The sequence below is a fragment of the uncultured Modestobacter sp. genome (genome assembly GCF_947486615.1).
Taxonomy (GTDB): domain Bacteria; phylum Actinomycetota; class Actinomycetes; order Mycobacteriales; family Geodermatophilaceae; genus Modestobacter.
In genome coordinates, this window is sequence record NZ_CANKUD010000003.1 from 132268 (window position 1) to 150568 (window position 18301).

General features: G+C 73.4%; 15 protein-coding genes. 7 read left to right on the forward strand and 8 right to left on the reverse strand.

Annotation, left to right across the window (positions count from 1 at the left end):
* Positions 1-77: 77 nt before the first annotated feature.
* Positions 78-863, reverse strand: a complete 786-nt coding sequence (locus Q1A09_RS06810) for an IclR family transcriptional regulator (RefSeq protein WP_299952839.1) — start codon at positions 861-863, stop codon at positions 78-80.
* 248 nt (positions 864-1111) lie between these two features.
* Here Q1A09_RS06810 and aceB point away from each other — a divergent pair, with 248 nt between their 5' ends.
* The 4 genes from aceB (at position 1112) to Q1A09_RS06830 (ending at position 7034) form a co-directional block, all read left to right on the forward strand.
* A complete protein-coding gene (gene aceB, locus Q1A09_RS06815) occupies positions 1112-2713 on the forward strand; it encodes a malate synthase A (RefSeq protein ID WP_299952841.1) in 1602 nt (533 codons plus the stop codon).
* Positions 2714-2812: 99 nt separating this feature from the next.
* Positions 2813-4369, forward strand: a complete 1557-nt coding sequence (locus tag Q1A09_RS06820; protein ID WP_299952843.1) for an FAD-linked oxidase C-terminal domain-containing protein — start codon at positions 2813-2815, stop codon at positions 4367-4369.
* Entirely contained in the window at positions 4369-5631 is a 1263-nt protein-coding gene (locus Q1A09_RS06825; RefSeq protein WP_299952845.1) for an FAD-binding oxidoreductase, read from the forward strand. The genes Q1A09_RS06820 and Q1A09_RS06825 overlap by 1 nt, the downstream gene beginning before the upstream one ends.
* A complete protein-coding gene (locus Q1A09_RS06830; protein ID WP_299952847.1) occupies positions 5631-7034 on the forward strand; it encodes a (Fe-S)-binding protein in 1404 nt (467 codons plus the stop codon). The genes Q1A09_RS06825 and Q1A09_RS06830 overlap by 1 nt, the downstream gene beginning before the upstream one ends.
* Positions 7035-7238: 204 nt before the next feature.
* On the opposite strand, the gene Q1A09_RS06835 is transcribed toward Q1A09_RS06830, so the two are convergent.
* The 7 genes from Q1A09_RS06835 to Q1A09_RS06865 form a co-directional block, all read right to left on the reverse strand.
* Positions 7239-7772 (reverse strand): MarR family winged helix-turn-helix transcriptional regulator, encoded by a 534-nt coding sequence (locus Q1A09_RS06835; RefSeq protein ID WP_299952849.1) that lies wholly within the window; start codon positions 7770-7772, stop codon positions 7239-7241.
* 44 nt (positions 7773-7816) lie between these two features.
* A complete protein-coding gene (locus tag Q1A09_RS06840; RefSeq protein ID WP_299952851.1) occupies positions 7817-8248 on the reverse strand; it encodes a heat shock protein transcriptional repressor HspR in 432 nt (143 codons plus the stop codon).
* Entirely contained in the window at positions 8245-9495 is a 1251-nt protein-coding gene (dnaJ, locus tag Q1A09_RS06845) for a molecular chaperone DnaJ (RefSeq protein WP_299952853.1), read from the reverse strand. The genes Q1A09_RS06840 and dnaJ overlap by 4 nt, the downstream gene beginning before the upstream one ends.
* 82 nt (positions 9496-9577) lie before the next feature.
* On the reverse strand, positions 9578-10318 hold the full coding sequence (gene grpE / locus Q1A09_RS06850) for a nucleotide exchange factor GrpE (protein ID WP_299952855.1): 741 nt from the start codon (positions 10316-10318) through the stop codon (positions 9578-9580).
* 64 nt (positions 10319-10382) lie between these two features.
* On the reverse strand, positions 10383-12260 hold the full coding sequence (dnaK, locus tag Q1A09_RS06855; RefSeq protein WP_299952856.1) for a molecular chaperone DnaK: 1878 nt from the start codon (positions 12258-12260) through the stop codon (positions 10383-10385).
* 231 nt (positions 12261-12491) lie between these two features.
* Positions 12492-13493: an HAAS signaling domain-containing protein gene (locus Q1A09_RS06860; RefSeq protein ID WP_299952858.1), complete on the reverse strand. Its 1002-nt coding sequence runs from the start codon at positions 13491-13493 to the stop codon at positions 12492-12494.
* Positions 13490-13816, reverse strand: a complete 327-nt coding sequence (locus Q1A09_RS06865; RefSeq protein ID WP_299952860.1) for a PadR family transcriptional regulator — start codon at positions 13814-13816, stop codon at positions 13490-13492. The genes Q1A09_RS06860 and Q1A09_RS06865 overlap by 4 nt, the downstream gene beginning before the upstream one ends.
* Before the next feature lie 253 nt (positions 13817-14069).
* Between Q1A09_RS06865 and Q1A09_RS06870 the strand changes: the two genes are divergently transcribed.
* From Q1A09_RS06870 to Q1A09_RS06880, 3 genes are all read left to right on the forward strand, one after another.
* Entirely contained in the window at positions 14070-15071 is a 1002-nt protein-coding gene (locus tag Q1A09_RS06870) for a type IV toxin-antitoxin system AbiEi family antitoxin domain-containing protein (protein ID WP_299952862.1), read from the forward strand.
* Between the two features lie 202 nt (positions 15072-15273).
* Positions 15274-17565, forward strand: a complete 2292-nt coding sequence (locus Q1A09_RS06875) for a (Fe-S)-binding protein (RefSeq protein ID WP_299952864.1) — start codon at positions 15274-15276, stop codon at positions 17563-17565.
* A gap of 121 nt (positions 17566-17686) precedes the next feature.
* Positions 17687-18247 (forward strand): hypothetical protein, encoded by a 561-nt coding sequence (locus Q1A09_RS06880; RefSeq protein WP_299952866.1) that lies wholly within the window; start codon positions 17687-17689, stop codon positions 18245-18247.
* The last annotated feature ends 54 nt before the right edge of the window (positions 18248-18301 follow it).

The window sequence follows — 18301 nt, forward strand, 5'->3', positions numbered from 1 at the left end:
GCACACCCCGGTGCAGCCGGCCGGGCTCGGCACACCGCGGGCTGGGGAGCCCCCGGGCGTGCCCCGCGCCGGTCCGGTCAGCTGGACCGGGCGCTCAGCGCGCGGCCGCCGTCCTCGTGCAGCTCGGCAGCGAGCGCGGCCGCGGTCGTCTGGAGCCGCGCCACGATCTCCGGGACGCTCTCCATCGGCACCCGTCCCTCGGGGCCGGACACCGAGATCGCCGTCTGGGCCGGGCCGCCGGGCACCGGCACCGCCACGCACCGGACGCCGATCTCCTGCTCGCCGTCGTCGAGCACGTAGCCCTGGGCGGCGATCTGCGGCAGCAGCGCCAGCAGCTCGTCGGGGTCGGTGAGGGTCTTGGCGGTACGCCGCGGCATGCCGCCGCGCTCGAGCAGGTCGCGGGCGGTCGTGGCGGGCAGCTGGGAGAGCAGCGCCTTGCCCACCCCCGTGCAGTGCAGGTGCACCCGCCGGCCCACCTCGGTGAACATCCGCATCGAGTGCCGGGACGGGACCTGGGCGACGTAGACGACCCGGTCGCCGTCGAGCATGGCCAGGTTCGCCGTCTCCCCGGTGGCGTCGACCAGGTCGCTCAGGTGCGGCCGCGCCCAGGTGCCCAGCGTGCGGGAGGAGCTCTCGCCCAGGTGGATCAGCCGCGGACCCAGCACGTAGCGCCGGGAGGGCAGCTGCCGCACGTAGCCACGGGCGACCAGCGTGCGCACCAGCCGGTGGATCGTGGACAGCGGCAGCCCGCTGTCCACCGCCAGCCGGGAGAGCGCCACCTCGCCGCCGTCCTCGGCCATCAGCTCCAGCAGCAGGAACGCCCGCTCCAGGGACTGGACCCCACCGTCGGTGCCGTCGGCCATGTCGTTCCTCTCCGTCGTGGGCACCCGTCGGACGTGGCCGTCGTCGCCTCCACCGACGGGTGCTCCCGGGCCGGACGGGCGGGATGCTGGCCCCGGCCTCGTCTTGACCCGACTGGTGACCGAGGATACGTTTTCCGCATCACAGATGGAACCTTCCGCTTCACGGAAGGTGCGTTCGCTTCGTCTCACCGCGTGCGGCCCCGGAGCGCCGGACGGCCCCCGCGCGAGACCGACCTCCAGGGAGAGTCATGAGCACGGTCGACGGCGTGGAGATCACCGGCCCGATGGGCCCGCGGTTCGACGAGGTCCTGACACCTCGGGCTCTCGAGCTCATCGCCCTGCTCCACCGGGAGCTCAACGGGCGCCGGCTCGAGCGGCTGCAGGCGCGCACCGAGCGGGTGCAGGCACTGGCCGACGGCGGCACGCTGGACTTCCTGCCCGAGACCGCCTCGATCCGCGAGGACGACTCGTGGCGGGTCGCTCCCCCGGCCCCCGGGCTGGTCGACCGCCGGGTGGAGATGACCGGCCCGACCGACCGGAAGATGACGATCAACGCGCTGAACTCCGGCGCCAAGTGCTGGCTGGCCGACCAGGAGGACGCCAACTCCCCGCTCTGGGAGAACGTCGTCAACGGCCCGCTGAACCTGATGGACTCGATCGACCGCACGATCGACTTCACCAGCCCGCAGGGCAAGTCCTACGAGCTCAAGCCGGACGACGAGCTGCCCACGATCATCGTGCGCCCGCGCGGCTGGCACCTGCCGGAGAAGCACATCACCGTCGACGGCGAGCAGACCTCGGGCAGCCTGGTCGACTTCGCGCTCTACCTGGTCGCCTGCGGGCAGAAGCAGATCGACCGCGGCCACGGGCCGTACTTCTACCTGCCGAAGATGGAGAGCCACCTCGAGGCGCGGCTCTGGAACGACGCGTTCGCGCTCGGCCAGGACTTCGTGGGCATCCCGCGCGGCACCATCCGCGCGACCTGCCTGATCGAGACCTACCCGGCCGCGTTCGAGATGGAGGAGATCCTCTACGAACTGCGCGAGCACTCCTCCGGCCTGAACGCCGGCCGCTGGGACTACCTGTTCAGCGTGATCAAGACCTTCCGCACCCGCGGCGAGGACTTCACGCTGCCCGACCGCAACTCGATCACCATGACCGTGCCCTTCATGCGCGCCTACACCGAGCTGCTGGTGCGCACCTGCCACAAGCGCGGCGCGCACGCGATGGGCGGCATGTCGGCGTTCATCCCGAGCAAGGACCCGGCGAAGAACGAGTTCGCCTTCAACAAGATCACCGAGGACAAGACGCGCGAGGCCAACGACGGCTTCGACGGCTCCTGGGTCGCCCACCCGGGCATGGTCCAGACCGCGATGGACGCCTTCGACAAGGTGCTCGGTGACCGGCCGAACCAGCTGGACAAGCTGCGCGAGGACGTGTCGGTCAGCGCCGCCGACCTGCTCAACGTCAAGGCCACCCCGGGCGAGGTCACCGAGGCCGGGCTGCGGGCCAACGTCAGCGTCGGCATCCAGTACGTGGAGTCCTGGCTGCGCGGCTCCGGCGCCGCCGGGATCAACGGCCTGATGGAGGACGCCGCCACCGCCGAGATCAGCCGCAGCCAGGTCTGGCAGTGGCTGAACAACGGCGTGACCCTCAACGACGGCCAGCAGGTCACCACCGAGCTGGTGCAGCGGGTGATCGACGAGGAGGTCGCGGCCATCGCCGAGGCCAAGGGAGATGCGTACGCCTCGGGCCGGTGGGACGATGCCCGTGCGCTCTTCACCGAGATGGCCCTGGGGGAGCACTACAACGACTTCCTCACCGTCCCGGCCTACGAGCGCATGCCCTGATCTCCACCCCCGCTGACCACCAAGATGGCCATCTCGGTGGTCAGCGGGGCCGCATCACCACGTAGGAACCTGCAGGTCCGGCAACGAAGGCGGAACCTCATGAGCGGTACGCACGGCACCCAGACGACGGCCGGCCCGGTCCTCGGGAACACCCCACCCGAGGCGACGTCGGCCACCGGCGAGGCGGGCGACAACGCCGCGGGGATCGAGGCCGTCGGCCGGGTCGCCCGGGAGGTGCTGCCCGAGACCGGGGTGATCGCCGACCCCACCCAGCTGCGCACCTACGAGTGCGACGGCCTGGCCCACTACCGGGTCACCCCCGCGCTGGTCGTCCTCCCCGAGACGACCGAGCAGCTCGCCGCCGTGGTCAAGGCGTGTGCCGAGCACGGCGTCCCCTTCGTCGCCCGCGGCTCGGGCACGGGCCTGTCCGGCGGTGCGCTCCCCCGCGCGGACGGCGTCCTGCTGGTGACCTCCCGGATGCGGACGATCCGCGAGATCCGCCGCGCCGACCAGCGCGCGATCGTGGAACCCGGCGTGATCAACCTCGACGTCACCCGGGCCGCGACCGGGGAGGGCTACTACTACGCCCCCGACCCCAGCAGCCAGCAGATCTGCTCGATCGGCGGCAACCTGGCGGAGAACTCCGGTGGCGCGCACTGCCTGAAGTACGGGTTCACCAGCAACCACGTGCTCGGCACCGAGCTGATCACCCCGCAGGGCGACGTCGTGCAGCTCGGCGGGCTGGCGCCGGACTCCCCCGGCTACGACCTGCTGGGCACCGTCGTCGGCTCCGAGGGCACCCTGGGCATCGCCACCACCGCCACCGTCCGGCTGGTGCGGCTGCCCGAGGAGGTGCGCACCCTGCTCGTCGGCTTCTACAGCACCGACGACGCCGGTGCGGCCACCTCGGCGATCATCGGCAGCGGCGTGCTGCCGGCGGCGATCGAGATGATGGACGCCCTGGCCATCGAGGCCGCCGAGGCCGCGGTGCACTGCAACTACCCCGACGGCGCCGGCGCGGTACTGGTGATCGAGCTCGACGGGGCCGCCGCCGAGGTCGAGCACGAGTACGCCCTGGTCGAGCGGTTCTGCCAGGAGAACGGCGCCTTCGAGCTGCGGCTGGCCATCGACGCCACCGAGCGGGCGCTGATCTGGCGGGGCCGCAAGTCCGCCTTCGCCGCGGTCGGCCGGATCAGCCCCGACTACATCGTGCAGGACGGCGTCATCCCGCGGACCGCGCTCCCCGAGGTGCTGCGGGCGATCGCCGAGCTGTCGTCGTCCTCCGGCGTCCGGGTGGCCAACGTCTTCCACGCCGGCGACGGCAACCTGCACCCGCTGGTGCTCTTCGACGGGGAGAAGGAGGGCGCGACCGAGGCCGCGGAGGAGGTCAGCGGCGCGATCCTGGACCTCTGCATCACCCACGGCGGGGCGATCACCGGCGAGCACGGGGTGGGCGTGGACAAGGCCGCCTACATGCCGAAGATGTTCACCGACGACGACCTGGACACCATGCAGCTGGTGCGGTGCGCCTTCGACCCGGGCAACATCTCCAACCCCGGCAAGGTCTTCCCCACCCCGCGGCTGTGCGGCGAGGTGCCCGGCAAGCGGAAGAAGGCGCACCCGCTGGTCGAGGCCGGCCTGGCGGACGCGTTCTGATGACCACCGTCAGCCTGGACGCCGCCCGCACCGCCCTCTCCGACGCCTGCGGCGAGGTCACCGACGCCACCCCGGCCGACGCCGTCGACGGGGTGCCCGCGGCGCTCGTCGCCCGGCCCGGCTCCACCGAGGAGACCGCCGCCGTGCTGCGCGCCGCCGCCGCGCAGGGGCTCACCGTCGTCCCCCGCGGCCGGGGCACCAAGCTCACCTGGGGCCGGCCGCCGGAGTCCGCCGACGTGGTGCTGGACCTCAGCCGGATGAACCGGGTGCTCGACCACGCCGCCGGCGACCTCATCGTCGACACCGAGGCCGGCGCGCTGCTCTCCGACGTCCAGCAGACCGTCGGCTCGGCCGGGCAGCGGCTCGCACTGGACGAGCCGGTCGCCGGCGGCACCGTCGGCGGGATGCTGGCCACCAACGCCAGCGGGCCCGGCCGGGTCGCCGTGGGCACCGCCCGCGACCTGCTGATCGGCGTGACCGTCGTCCGCGCCGACGGCGTGATCGCCAAGGCCGGCGGCCGGGTGGTGAAGAACGTGGCCGGCTACGACCTGGGCAAGCTGGTCATCGGCTCGTTCGGCACCCTCGTCGTCGTCACCCGGGCGGTGTTCCGGCTGCACCCCGTGCCGGCCGCCCGGCGGTTCGTCTCGGTGCCGTTCGGCACGGCCGAGGACGCCTCCCGTCTCGTCCAGTCGGTGGTGCACGCGCAGGTCGTGCCGGCCGCCGTCGAGGTGGAGTGGCGCGTCGACGGCGCGGGCACGGTCGTCGTCCTGCTCGAGGGCACCGCCGCCGGCGTCGAGGCCCGGGCGGGCACCACCCGGCGGTTGCTCGGCGCGGGCGCGGAGGCGGCGGAGACCGCGCCTCCCGGCTGGGGCGTGCTGCCGTGGACCGACGAGCCCGGGGCGACCGGCCTGAAGCTCACCTGCGCGCTCTCCGGGGTCGCCCCGGTGCTCGCCGCCGTCCAGCGGGCGGCGGCAGACGCCGGGGTGGCGCTCACCGTCCGCGGCTCCGGTGCGGCCGGGGTCCTCTACGCCGCGCTCGGCGGGGACGCCTCTACGGAGGCCGTGGCCGACGTGGTCGCCCGCACCCGGGCGGTGTGCACCGAGCACGGTGGCGCGCTGGTCGTCCTCGACGGCCCGCCGGCGGTCAAGGCGGCCCTCGACACGTGGGGCCCGGTGCCGGCGATCGACCTGATGCGCCGTGTGAAGGAACAGTTTGACCCCGAGCGCCGCCTGGCGCCCGGCCGGTTCGTCGGAGGCATCTGATGGTCGAGTCCACCCGCGCCCGTTCCGACGAGCCGCAGAGCGACCCCCGCAAGGCCGACGCCCTCAGTGCCGGGCCGGTGCCGGTGGGCACCCCGACCGTGCGGCCGGCCTTCGACGACGAGCGCCCGCCCTCGGCCGAGCTGATCAGCGACTGCGTGCACTGCGGCTTCTGCCTGCCGACCTGCCCCACGTACACGCTGTGGGGCGAGGAGATGGACTCCCCGCGCGGGCGGATCGACCTGATGAAGGCCGGCCTCCAGGGCGCGCCGATGAGCGACACGATGGTGCAGCACTTCGACGCCTGCCTGGGCTGCATGGCCTGCGTGACCGCCTGCCCCTCCGGCGTCCAGTACGACAAGCTGATCGAGGCCACCCGGGTGCAGGTGGAGCGGCACCACACGCGCAGCCCCGGCGACCGGGCGATGCGCGCGGCCATCTTCGCGCTGTTCCCCTACAAGAAGCGGCTGCGCGCCCTGCGCGGGCCGCTGCGCGCCTACCAGGCCAGCGGGCTGCCGAGCGTCGTCCGCAAGAGCGGGCTGCTCGACCGGCTCGCCCCCAAGCTCGCCGCGATGGAAGGCCTCGCCCCGGTGCTGGAGAAGCGGGAGAAGCTGCCCGAGCGGGTGCCGGCCACCGGCACGCGGCGGGCCGTGGTCGGGCTGCTCACCGGCTGCGTGCAGGGCGAGTTCTTCCCCGGCGTGAACGCCGCCACCGCCCGGGTGCTCGCCGCCGAGGGGTGCGACGTGATCATCCCGCGGCGGCAGGGCTGCTGCGGCGCGCTGTCGGTGCACAACGGGCGGCAGGAGGAGGCGGAGTCCTTCGCCCGGGCCACCATCGACGCCTTCGAGGCCGCCGGGGTGGACACCGTGGTGGTCAACGCGGCCGGCTGCGGCTCCAGCATGAAGGAGTACGCCGAGATCCTGGCCGACGACGCCGAGTACGCCGAGCGGGCGAAGGCGTTCGCCGGCAAGGTGCGCGACGTCTCCGAGTTCCTCGCCGACCTGGGCAGCGTCGCCGTCCGGCACCCGCTGGAGGTGACCGTGGCCTACCACGACGCCTGCCACCTCGGGCACGCCCAGGGCATCCGCAGCCAGCCGCGCAGCCTGCTCAAGGAGGTGCCCGGCCTGCAGCTGAAGGAGATCCCGGAGGCCGACATCTGCTGCGGCTCGGCCGGCATCTGGAACGTGCTGAACCCCGAGCCCGCGCGCGAGCTCGGGGACCGGAAGGCGCGCAACATCGCCTCCACCGGCGCGGCCCTGCTGGTGACGGCGAACCCCGGCTGCCTCATGCAGGTGTCGTCGTCGCTGGAGCGGCAGGGCACCCGGATCGGGCTGGCGCACACCATCGAGGTGCTGGACGCCTCGATCCGCGGGCTCCCGGTGGACACCCTCGGCCCGCAGCACTAGAAGGACCCCGTTCTCCTCACCCCTCGCAGGCTCGGGGCGAGCCTCGGGACGGGGCCTGACCGTTCTCCTCACCCCTCGCACGCTCGGGGCGAGCCTCGGAACGGGGCCTGACCGTTCTCCTCACCCCTCGCACGCTCGGGGCGAGCCTCGGGACGGGGCCTGATCGCGAGGACGGACGGCCCGTGAGGACGGGTCGTCCGGTGCTCAGTCGGTGCGGCCGGTGACCTCGGCCTCGTGCGCCTCACCGAGCCGGTTGAGCCGGCCCAGCAGCTGCGCCAGCGTCGCCACGTCGGCGGTGTCCCAGTCGCTGAGGTCGGCCTCCCAGCGGGCACGGCGGGCGTCGCGGAGCCGGCTCAGCCGGCGGTGCCCCTCCTCGGAGGTGGACAGCACCTGCGCCCGGCCGTCGTCGGGGTCGGCGGCCCGGTCGACCAGGCCGAGGTCGACCAGCGAGGCCACCTGCCGGCTGACCGTGCTCTTGTCCAGGCCGAGGCGGGCGACGACGTCGCTGGCCCGCAGCGGACCGGCGTCGTCCAGCAGCACGAGCAGTCCGTAGGCCGCGCCGTCCAGGTCCTGGTGCAGCTCGCCGCCCAGCCGGCCGGAGATCGCCCGGGACCGGCGGAGCAGCAGGGCGACCTCACGCTCCAGCGCCACGTAGGCGGCGTGGCTGTCCCGGGAGGTGTCCTGCGGCCCGGCACCGCCCTCGGCGGTCTGCGGTCGCGATGCGCTGTCGACGGTCACGTGGTTCTCCACGTCCGACGCGGACCCAGCGTTCCCGGAACCGGTCACTGCTGCCCCCGGGGCCGCCACACCACTAGAGCAGAACTGGACGTACGGGGCACCAGATCGCGGCGGTAGGTGGCCGAGACCGCCGCCTCAGCAGCGATCCGGCGGGTCTCGGAGACCTCGAGCTCGTCCAGCAGCTCGGCGACCCGGGCCTGCAGCGCCTCGACCCGGGACTCCAGCTCGATGATCCGCTTGATCCCGGCCAGGTTGACGCCGTCCTCCTGGCTGAGCCGCTGCACCTCGCGCAGCAGCGCCACGTCCCGGGCGCTGTACCGGCGCCCGCCGCCGGCCGTGCGGCCGGGGCTGACCAGCCCGAGGCGGTCGTACTGGCGCAGCGTCTGTGCGTGCATGCCGGCGAGCTCGGCGGCGACGGAGATGACGAACACCGGCGCGTCCTCGGCGAAGGACCGGCCCGGGCCGGGCAGCGTCATCGGGCGCCGCCCTCACGCAGGGCGGCGGTGATCTCCGGCCGCGGGTCGTCGGGCAGTTCGGTGGCGAGCTTCTCGATCGCCTCCCGCGCGCCGGGGGTGAGCCGGCTGGGGACGGCGACCTCGACGGTCACCAGCAGGTCGCCGGTGACGCCCTTGCCGGGGACGCCGCGCCCGCGCACCCGCATCGTGCGGCCGCTGGACGTGCCGGCCGGCACCTTGAGCGACACCGAGCCGTCCAGGGTCGGCACGGTCAGCGTCGTCCCGAGCGCGGCCTCGGCGAAGGAGACCGGCACGGTGAGGGTGAGGTCGTTGCCCGACCGACCGAACAGCTCCGACCCGGTCACGTGGACGACGACGAACAGGTCACCGGCCGGCCCGCCGCGCCGTCCGGGAGCGCCCTTGCCGGCCAGCCGGATCCGCTGGCCGTCCTTGACGCCGGCCGGGATGCGGACGGTGATGGTGCGGGTCTGGTTGGTGACGCCGCTGCCCCGGCACTCCGGGCAGGGGTCGTCGACCACCGAGCCGGTGCCGCGGCACTCCTTGCACGGCTCGGAGAAGGCGAACGCGCCCTGGCTGCGGCTGGTGACGCCGGCGCCGTTGCAGACCGGGCAGGTGTGCGGGGTGGTGCCCGGGCGGGCACCGTTGCCCGAGCAGGTGGGGCAGGTGCCCGGGCTCTGCATCCGCAGCGGGACGGTCACGCCGAGCACGGCCTCGTCGAAGGCCAGCGTCGCCTCGGTCTCGACGTCCTGACCTCGGGCCGGGCCGGACCCGGCCTGGCTGCGGCTCCGGGCCGTGCCGGCGCCGCCAGGGGCCCCGGCACCGGTGAACAGGCCGCCGAACAGGTCACCCAGCCCACCGGCCCGACCACCGGCCCCGGGAGCGCCCGCGCCGGCTCCGCCGAAGAGGTCACCGAGGTCGAAGGGCTGACCCGCGCCGGCACCGCCGCCGGGGAAACCGCCCGGGAAGCCCGCGCCCGGCGCGCCCGCGCCGGGCCGGAAGCCACCGCTGCCGAACAGCCGGCGGGCCTCGTCGTACTCGGCCCGCCGCTTGGGGTCCGACAGCACGTCGTAGGCCTCGGAGACCTCCTTGAACCTGGTCTCGGCCCGGGTGTTCCCCGGGTTCTTGTCCGGGTGGAGCTCACGGGCCAGCTGGCGGTAGGCCTTCTTGACGGCCGCGGCATCGGCGTCCTTGGCGACGCCCAGGGCCGCGTAGTAGTCCTTCTCGATGAAGTCCCGGGTGCTGCTCATCGGACGCCTCCTCTCTGCTGGGCTGGGAACGGGGCGGTCCGGCCTCCGGGGACCGGAGGCCGGACCGGCCTGAGGGTGGTGCTCAGCCGGCGGCCGGGCCCGCGCCCGGCTGGTCGTCCTCGGTGACCGGCAGTTCGCCGTCGGCGGCAACCGCGGCCGGCTCGGCGGCAGGGGCCGGCGCCTCGGGGTCGGTGACGCCGACCATCGCGGTGCGCAACACCCGGTCACCGCGCCGGAAGCCCGGGCGCAGCACCGTCGTGGCGGTCGGCTCGCTCACCTCGGGGGAGGTGTCGTGCAGCACCGCCTCGTGCAGTGCGGGGTCGAACACGTCGCCCGGCTGGCCGAACGTGGTCACGCCGAGGCCGTCCAGCAGCCCCAGCACCCGGTCGGCGACCACCTTGAAGGCGCCGGTGAGGTCGCCGTGGTCCCGGGCGCGCTCGATGTCGTCGACGATCGGGAACAGCTGACCGGCGAAGCGCTCCGCCGCCTGGTCCACCACCAGGGACCGGTCCCGCTCGACCCGCCGCCGGTAGTTGGCGTACTCGGCGGTGACCCGCTGCAGGTCCTCGGTCCGCTCGGCCAGCTGGCGGGCGGCCGGATCGGACCCGCCGTCGGCCGCGCCGGCCACCGGCTGGTCGGCGAGCGGAGCCGCCCCGTCGTCGATCCCGGCCATGTCGCTGTGCTGCTCGCTCATCTGCTCTCCCTGCTCGCTCGCGGTGCCCGCCGGCGCGTCGCCGTCGGGCACCCGGCCCGCTCCGCTGGTCGGGTCGGTGCGCCGCTCGTCGCCGTCGACGACTCGCGACACCTCGTCCTGCTGGCTCATCGTCTCCCCCGGTGCCCACCGGCCCGGCGGACCGGGCCGGTGGACACGCACGTGGCAGCTGGGGTCACCGCTTGTCGGTGTCGTCGTCCACGATCTCGGCGTCGACGACGTCGTCGTCGGCCGCGGCACCGGAGGAGGTGGCACCGGTGGCACCGTCGAAGCCCGCGTCAGCGGCGGGAGCGCCGTCGGGACCGTCGGCCTGCGCCTGGGCGTAGAGCGCCCCGCCGACCTCCTGGGAGACCCGGGCGACCTTCTCCTGCGCGGACTTGATCGCGTCGATGTCCGAGCCACCGAGGGCCGAGCGCAGCTCGGTCAGCGCCTCACCGAGCTCGTCCTTCTTGTCGGCCGGGATCTTGTCACCGTTCTCGGCCAGGAACTTCTCGGTCTGGTACTGCAGCGACTCGGCCAGGTTCCGGGTCTCGGCCTCGTCGCGGCGCTTCTTGTCCTCCTCGGCGTGCGACTCCGCGTCGCGCATCATCCGCTCGATGTCGTCCTTGGGCAGGGCCGAGCCGCCGGTGATGGTCATCGACTGCTCCTTGCCGGTGCCCAGGTCCTTGGCGGACACGTGCACGATGCCGTTGGCGTCGATGTCGAAGGCGACCTCGATCTGCGGGACGCCGCGAGGCGCCGGCGGCAGACCGGTCAGCTCGAACATGCCGAGCTTCTTGTTGTAGGCGGCCATCTCGCGCTCGCCCTGGAAGACCTGGATCTGCACCGACGGCTGGTTGTCGTCGGCGGTGGTGAAGATCTCCGAGCGCTTGGTGGGGATCGTGGTGTTCCGCTCGATGAGCTTGGTCATGATCCCGCCCTTGGTCTCGATGCCCAGGGACAGCGGGGTGACGTCGAGGAGGAGGACGTCCTTGACCTCGCCACGGAGCACACCGGCCTGCAGCGCGGCGCCGACGGCGACGACCTCGTCGGGGTTGACGCCCTTGTTGGGCTCCTTGCCGCCGGTCAGCTCGCGCACCAGCTCGCTCACGGCGGGCATGCGGGTGGAGCCACCGACCAGGACGACGTGGTCGATGTCGCCGACCTTGACGCCGGCGTCCCGGATCGCCTGGTTGAACGGGGCCTTCGTGCGGTCCAGGAGGTCCTGGGTCAACCGCTGGAACTCCGCGCGGGTGATCGTGACGTCCAGGTGCAGCGGACCCTCGGCGCCGGCGGTGATGTAGGGCAGGTTCACGTTGGTCGACTGCGCGCCGGACAGCTCGATCTTGGCCTTCTCGGCGGCCTCACGGAGGCGCTGCATGGCCAGCTTGTCCTTGGACAGGTCGATGCCGCTGGTGGCGTTGAAGGTCTGCACGAGGTGCTTGACGACCCGCTCGTCCCAGTCGTCGCCACCGAGCTTGTTGTCACCGGCGGTGGACTTGACCTCGATGACGCCGTCACCGATCTCGAGCAGGGACACGTCGAACGTGCCACCACCCAGGTCGAAGACGAGGATGGTCTGCTCGGTCTCGCCCTTGTCCAGCCCGTAGGCCAGCGCGGCCGCGGTCGGCTCGTTGACGATGCGCAGCACGTTCAGGCCGGCGATCTCACCGGCCTCCTTGGTGGCCTGGCGCTGGGCGTCCTCGAAGTAGGCGGGGACGGTGATGACGGCCTCGGTGACCGGCTCGCCCAGGTAGGTCTCGGCGTCGCGCTTGAGCTTCTGCAGCACCCGGGCGCTGATCTCCTGCGGGGTGTACTGCTTGCCGTCGATGTCGCCGGTCTTCCACGTCGTGCCGATCTCGCGCTTGACGCTGCGGATCGTGCGGTCGACGTTGGTGACCGCCTGGTTCTTCGCCGACTGGCCGACCAGGACCTCGCCGTTCCGGGCGAAGGCCACGACCGACGGGGTGGTGCGGGCACCCTCGGAGTTGGCGATGACGGTGGGCTCGCCGCCCTCGAGGACTGCCACGACGGAGTTCGTCGTGCCCAGGTCGATTCCGACTGCTCGTGCCATGGAAGGACTCTCCTGTGCGTTGCTGACGGGGTGGTGCTGGTCCAGGAGCTGAGGGCCACCACGCCGGGGACGCCGGGTCCGGGACGCCGGCCGATCGCCTTGCGCGTGGTCCGCTCAACTTTCCTGCCCACCCTAACGGCAGTCTGCGCCGCACTGTTCCCGGGCCCCGCCGAGCTCCGCCTCCCCCACCGTGCGGGCCGGGCGAGCGGCGCGCACGGTGGGGCCCGGCGGTCAGTCGCCGGCGACCCCCGCCGGGCCGGTGCCGGTCGCCGCGGTCGGCACCGGCTGCGGGAAGGTCGGCACCGAGACCTCCGGCCGGGCGACCGTGGCGTCGCACAGCGCCGGGTCGCCGAAGACCGGGTCCAGTGCGTAGGTCTGCGGGAACGCGTGCGGCACCGGCACGCCGTCGGCCGCCAGCGGCTGCCGGAGGACGCGGGCACACCCGTCGGCCCACCACTCCTGGAAGCCGACCTGCAGCGGGCGGCCGTCCTGGTCGTAGAGCAGCACGTCCTCCAGCGGCGTCCCGTCGGCGGCGTAGGGCAGCACGTCGGTGACCGGCCCGTACCGGGACACCAGCGGCTGCTCCCCCACGGCCTGGTCGTAGACCGCCGGGTAGGCGTAGCCGGGGTCGTAGGACGGGTACGAGGTGCCGTCCGCGGCCAGCACGAAGGCCACCAGCGCCAGGAAGGCGCCGGCGCCGGTCAGCAGCCGGGCGGTCACCGGGGTGAGCTGCCGCCGGCCGAGCACGACCGAGCCGGCGATCGCGGCCGGCACCAGCAGCAGACCCAGTTCGTCGCTGCCCAGCGGCGCCGGCACGGGGAAGTCCCACTGCCCGGCCAGTGCGCAGGGGACGGCGATGACCAGGTAGCCGCGCAGCACCCACCAGGCCGGGCGGAGCTCGGCCCACAGCCGGGAGACCTCCCTGGCGAACGGGTGGGCACGCAGCTCGGCGACCGTCCGCCGCAGCTCGTCCCGCCGGACCGGCGGGCGGGCGACGCCGCGCGCCGGCAGCCCGGCGGCGGCCCGGAGCTCCTCGGCGTAGGCGGCGGGCGACCCGAGCCGGATGACGACCGGGCAGTCGTCCCCCTCCTCGGCCAGCGCCGCGAGGTGCTGCTCGAGGTCCTCCAGGAGGGCCGCGGACTCCTCGGCGGGCAGGTCGGCGAGCTCGCGCTCGACGTCGGCCAGGTAGTCCCGCGCCTCCTGCGTCACCCCGGGGGCGGTCGGCGAGCTCATGCCGCAGCCCCGCTCAGCAGGCCGTCGACGGCGTCGACGAACGTCCTCCACGTCTTGCCCGAGTCCTCCAGCACCGAACGTCCCCTGTCGTTGATCGCGTAGTACTTGCGGTGCGGCCCCTCGTCACTGGGGACGACGTAGGACGTGAGCGCCCCGGCCTGGTAGAGCCGGCGCAGCGTCCCGTAGACCGAGGCGTCGCCCACGTCCTCCAGGCCGGCCGTGCGCAGCCGCCGGACGACGTCGTAGCCGTAGCCGTCGGCCTCCCGTACGACCGCCAGCACCGCGACGTCCAGCACGCCCTTGAGCAGCTGACTGGCGTCCATCGCCACCCCCTTCCGACACGGCCCGGTGGCGGCGTCCGCGGTAGTGCACCATGCGCAGTACCGCGGACGGGCGAGGACAGCGGCGTGTCGCCGTCCCGACTCACCCCTCGACCTGACCTCGTGGCCGCCGCCCGCACCACAGGACGTGAGGGCGGCGACCAGCAGGTGAGGACGACGCCCGAGTCGAGGGCCGGTGTCCACAGGTCGACGTCACCCGGCCCCACACCCGGGCCGGGCACCCGAGACTCGCCCGGTGCACCCGACCCTCCGCCACCGGGCATCGCAGCGACACGGCGTCTTCACCTCGGCGGAGGCGCTCGCGGCGGGGTACTCCCATGGCGAGGTGCGGCACCTGTGCACGTCCGGCAGGTGGGTGCGACTGCGACGAGGCGTGTTCATCACCGCCGACGACCTGAGCCGGGTGGAGGGCCGGGTCGCCGCGAGGCACGCGGTCGACTGCCTCGCCGTGCTCCTCACCCTCGGGCGCCCCGCCACCGTGGCCAGCCACTCCTCTGCGGCGCGACTCTGGGGATGGCCGCTGGCGCGCGACCTCAGCCCACTGGTCCGGCTCACCGACCCCGACCAGTGGCGCCGTCGAGACGACCACGCGATCGCGTGCGCCCCGCTGCCGGCCACCCACGTCGGCACCCGGGGACCGGTCCCGGTCACCGCGGCCGCCCGCACGCTGGTCGACTGCGCCCGCGAGTGGCACCTGGTCGATGCGGTGGTGGCCCTCGACGCCGCGCTCCTGCGCGGGCACACCAGCCCGGACGAACTGGCGCAGGCCCTCGCCTCGGCGCGCGGCTGGCGCGGCGCGGCGCGGGCGGCCCGGGCCGTCGCGCTGGCCGACGGGCGGGCCGAGTCGCCGCTGGAGACGCGCGGGCGGCTGCGCGTCATCGGCGCCGGTCTGGCGAGCTTCGAGCCACAGGTGGAGATCTGGGCCGGCGGCCGGCTGGTCGCCGTGGTCGACGGCTGGTACGACGACGCCGCCGTCGCCGTGGAGTTCGACGGCCGGGAGAAGTACACCGACCCGTGGCGCGACCGCTCCCCGGGCCAGGTGCTGTGGGAGGAGAAGCGGCGCGAGGACGCGCTCCGCGGCCTGGAGGTCCGGGTGCTCCGCATCGCCGACGCCGACGTGACCCGGGGCTGGCCGCCGGTGGAGCAGCGGCTGCGCGACCTGCTGAGCCGGCCGGGACCGACTGTCCGGCGGTTCACCGTCGTCCGCCGGCAGGCGGGCGTGCTCCGCACCCGCTGACCGCCCCCTCCGACCTCACCCTGTGGTGGCCAACCTCCGCCCACCGGGTGCGGTCCGCGACCACCAGGTGAGGACGACGCCCGGGCCGCGCCGGCCCTCACGGAGCGGCGTCGCCGGGGTTACCGGCGAGTAGCCTGTGGCCGCCCGGTTAGTGTCCGTGCCGGGTGGGCGATGACGCCCGCGCACGCACGAGAGGGAGCTCATGGGCCCGTTGCAGATCGTCCTCGGCACGCTGGCCGTGCTCCTGCTGGTCGTCTCGGTGGTCTACGCCACCAAGGCCGTCCGCGCGATGCTGCGGATCTTCCGCACCGGCCAGCCCGACCCGACCCGCTCGGGTCCGGTCGGCCCGCGGCTGAAGACGCTGGCGGTCGAGTCGCTGGGCCACACCCGGATGCTCAAGTGGTCGGCCATCGGCGCCGCCCACTGGTTCGTCTTCATCGGGTTCTACGGCCTGTTCCTCACCCTGGTCGAGGCGTTCGGGGAGGTGTGGAACCCGGAGTGGCACCTGCCGCTCATCGGCGAGTGGAGCCTGTGGAACCTCTTCGCCGACCTGATCGGCACCGCCACGATCCTGGGCATCCTGTACCTGATCGTCCGGCGGCAGCTGGACCACCCGCGCCGCAAGGGCCGGGACAGCCGGTTCGCCGGGTCCAACGAGGGCCGCGGCTACTTCGTCGAGGCCGTCGTCCTCACCATCGGCATCTGCATCCTGCTGATCCGGGCGATCAAGGTCTCCGCCGACCTGACCGACGCCCCGGCCTGGTCGCACCCGATCTCCGGGCTGCTGGCGAACGTCGTACCGGCCAGCCCCGACCTGCTGTCGGTCGTCGCGTTCGTCAAGATCGCGGTGAGCCTGGGCTGGTTGATCACCATCTCCCGGGTGCTCAACATGGGCGTCGCGTGGCACCGGTTCAGCGCCTTCTTCAACATCTACTTCAAGCGCGAGGACGGCGGCGGCCAGGCGCTCGGCCCGCTGCCGGCGATGACCTCCGGCGGCAAGCCGATCGACTTCGAGGACCCCGGCGAGGACGACGTCTTCGGCCGCGGCAAGATCGAGGACTTCACCTGGAAGGGGATGCTGGACTTCACCACCTGCACCGAGTGCGGGCGGTGCCAGAGCCAGTGCCCGGCCTGGAACACCGGCAAGCCCCTGTCGCCGAAGATGGTGATCATGGACCTGCGGGACCACCTGTACGCCAAGGCCCCGTACCTGACCGGCGCGACGAAGGCGTCGGACAACGCCCCCGACTTCGCCGACTACTCCACGCTGAAGGCCAGCGACGAGCAGGTCTGGGCCTCGGGCTACGCCCGGATCGAGGGCACCAACGACGCCCAGGCGCACCGCCCGCTGGTCGGCACCCTCGAGGAGGGCGGGGTCATCGACCCCGACGTGCTGTGGAGCTGCACCAACTGCGGTGCCTGCGTCGAGCAGTGCCCGGTCGACATCGAGCACGTCGACCACATCATGGACATGCGCCGTTACCAGGTGCTGATCGAGTCCTCCTTCCCCTCCGAGGCCGGCGTGATGATGCGCAACCTGGAGAACCGCGGGAACCCGTGGGGCGTGGGCGGCAACATCCGCGAGGAGTGGATGAAGGAGCTGGACTTCGAGGTCCGGCAGGTCGACGGCGCGATCGAGGACGACGTCGAGTACCTGTTCTGGGTCGGCTGCGCCGGCGCCATCGACGACCGGGCCAAGAAGGTCACCAAGGCCGTCGCCGAGCTGCTGCACATCGCCGGCGTGGAGTTCGCCGTGCTGGGCAACGGGGAGACCTGCTCCGGCGACCCGGCCCGCCGGATGGGCAACGAGTTCCTCTTCCAGCAGCTGGCGCAGGAGAACGTGGAGACGCTCAACGCCGTCTTCGAGGAGCGCCCGGCCGGACGGCGCAAGATCGTCGCCACCTGCCCGCACTGCTTCAACTCGATCAACCGTGAGTACCCGCAGCTGGGCGGCGACTACGACGTCGTGCACCACACGCAGCTGCTCGGTCAGCTGGTCGAGGAGGGGCGGCTGACCCCGGTCACCCCGATCGACCGCAAGGTCACCTACCACGACCCGTGCTTCCTGGGCCGGCACAACAAGGTCTACACGCCGCCGCGGGAGATCCTCGACTCGGTCAAGGGCCTGACCACCCAGGAGATGCACCGCTGCAAGGACCGCGGCTTCTGCTGCGGCGCGGGTGGGGCGCGGATGTGGATGGAGGAGAAGATCGGCAAGCGGATCAACGTGGAGCGCACCGAGGAGGCGCTCGACCTCGACCCGGACGTCATCTCCACCGCCTGCCCGTTCTGCATCACCATGCTCAGCGACGCGGTGACCAGCAAGCAGCAGGCCGGCGAGGCCAAGGACCACGTCGAGGTGCTCGACGTCAGCCAGATCCTGCTCCGCTCGATGGCCCCGGCGGGCGCCCCCGGGACGGCGTCCGGCCCGGGCGTGGGCACCGAGCCCGACGACCCCGCCGGCACCGGCTCCGCCGCCACCCAGCACGACTGAAGACCCAGCACTGATCACCTCACCTGATCACCCACTGTCCCCCCGCACCAGCGTTGGTGCGGGGGGACAGTCGTTGGTGCAGGGGGACGGCGGGAGCCCGGCGCCGGGGGACACTGGCCGGGTGAGCTTCATCTTCGGCGGGGTCCGCGGCCACGAGGACCCCGAGCTGGCGGCCGGCAACCGCCGCACCCGGATGCACTACGCCCGGGACGTCAACGACGAGCGCGCGCTGGCCGACGACCGGCCGGCCATCCGCCGCGGACGGAACTGGACCTGGCTGGCCGTCGCGGTCGTGGTCATGTCGGTGCTGGCCTTCGCCGGCAGCCGGGGCCCGCAGGACGTGCCGCTGACCGCCGACTGCGACCAGCCGGCCATCGCCGTGGAGTCCAGCCTGGTCACCGCCGGCCAGCCGCTGCGGTTCCGGCTGACCGGACCGGACGACGTCGACTACGTGATGACCCTGGACGGCGAACCGGTGCGCGGTGACGCCGGCGGGACGGTGGCCTACACCCAGACCCCGGCGGGGCCGACGTTCCAGCTGGCCCAGTGCCTGAGCCCGACACTGCGGCTGGCCACCCCGGCCGGCGACGGTCCCCGCGAGCTGGCCGCGTCCCGGGTGGCCGCCGACGGCACGACCGAGCAGGTCACGGCGGTCACGGTGACGGTGACCGGCACCCGCTAGCGGAAGGACCACCCCGCCCCCCACCACTCGCAAGCTCGCGGCGGGACCCTGCAG

Coding starts and splice junctions, on each gene's coding strand:
- grpE (WP_299952855.1), bottom strand. CDS start 10,318: ATGAGCCAGCAGGACGAGGTGTCGCGAGTCGTCGACGGCGACGAGCGG.
- Q1A09_RS06830 (WP_299952847.1), top strand. CDS start 5,631: ATGGTCGAGTCCACCCGCGCCCGTTCCGACGAGCCGCAGAGCGACCCC.
- Q1A09_RS06865 (WP_299952860.1), bottom strand. CDS start 13,816: ATGGACGCCAGTCAGCTGCTCAAGGGCGTGCTGGACGTCGCGGTGCTG.
- dnaK (WP_299952856.1), bottom strand. CDS start 12,260: ATGGCACGAGCAGTCGGAATCGACCTGGGCACGACGAACTCCGTCGTG.
- aceB (WP_299952841.1), top strand. CDS start 1,112: ATGAGCACGGTCGACGGCGTGGAGATCACCGGCCCGATGGGCCCGCGG.
- Q1A09_RS06810 (WP_299952839.1), bottom strand. CDS start 863: ATGGCCGACGGCACCGACGGTGGGGTCCAGTCCCTGGAGCGGGCGTTC.
- Q1A09_RS06840 (WP_299952851.1), bottom strand. CDS start 8,248: ATGACGCTGCCCGGCCCGGGCCGGTCCTTCGCCGAGGACGCGCCGGTG.
- dnaJ (WP_299952853.1), bottom strand. CDS start 9,495: ATGAGCAGCACCCGGGACTTCATCGAGAAGGACTACTACGCGGCCCTG.
- Q1A09_RS06860 (WP_299952858.1), bottom strand. CDS start 13,493: ATGAGCTCGCCGACCGCCCCCGGGGTGACGCAGGAGGCGCGGGACTAC.
- Q1A09_RS06825 (WP_299952845.1), top strand. CDS start 4,369: ATGACCACCGTCAGCCTGGACGCCGCCCGCACCGCCCTCTCCGACGCC.
- Q1A09_RS06820 (WP_299952843.1), top strand. CDS start 2,813: ATGAGCGGTACGCACGGCACCCAGACGACGGCCGGCCCGGTCCTCGGG.
- Q1A09_RS06875 (WP_299952864.1), top strand. CDS start 15,274: ATGGGCCCGTTGCAGATCGTCCTCGGCACGCTGGCCGTGCTCCTGCTG.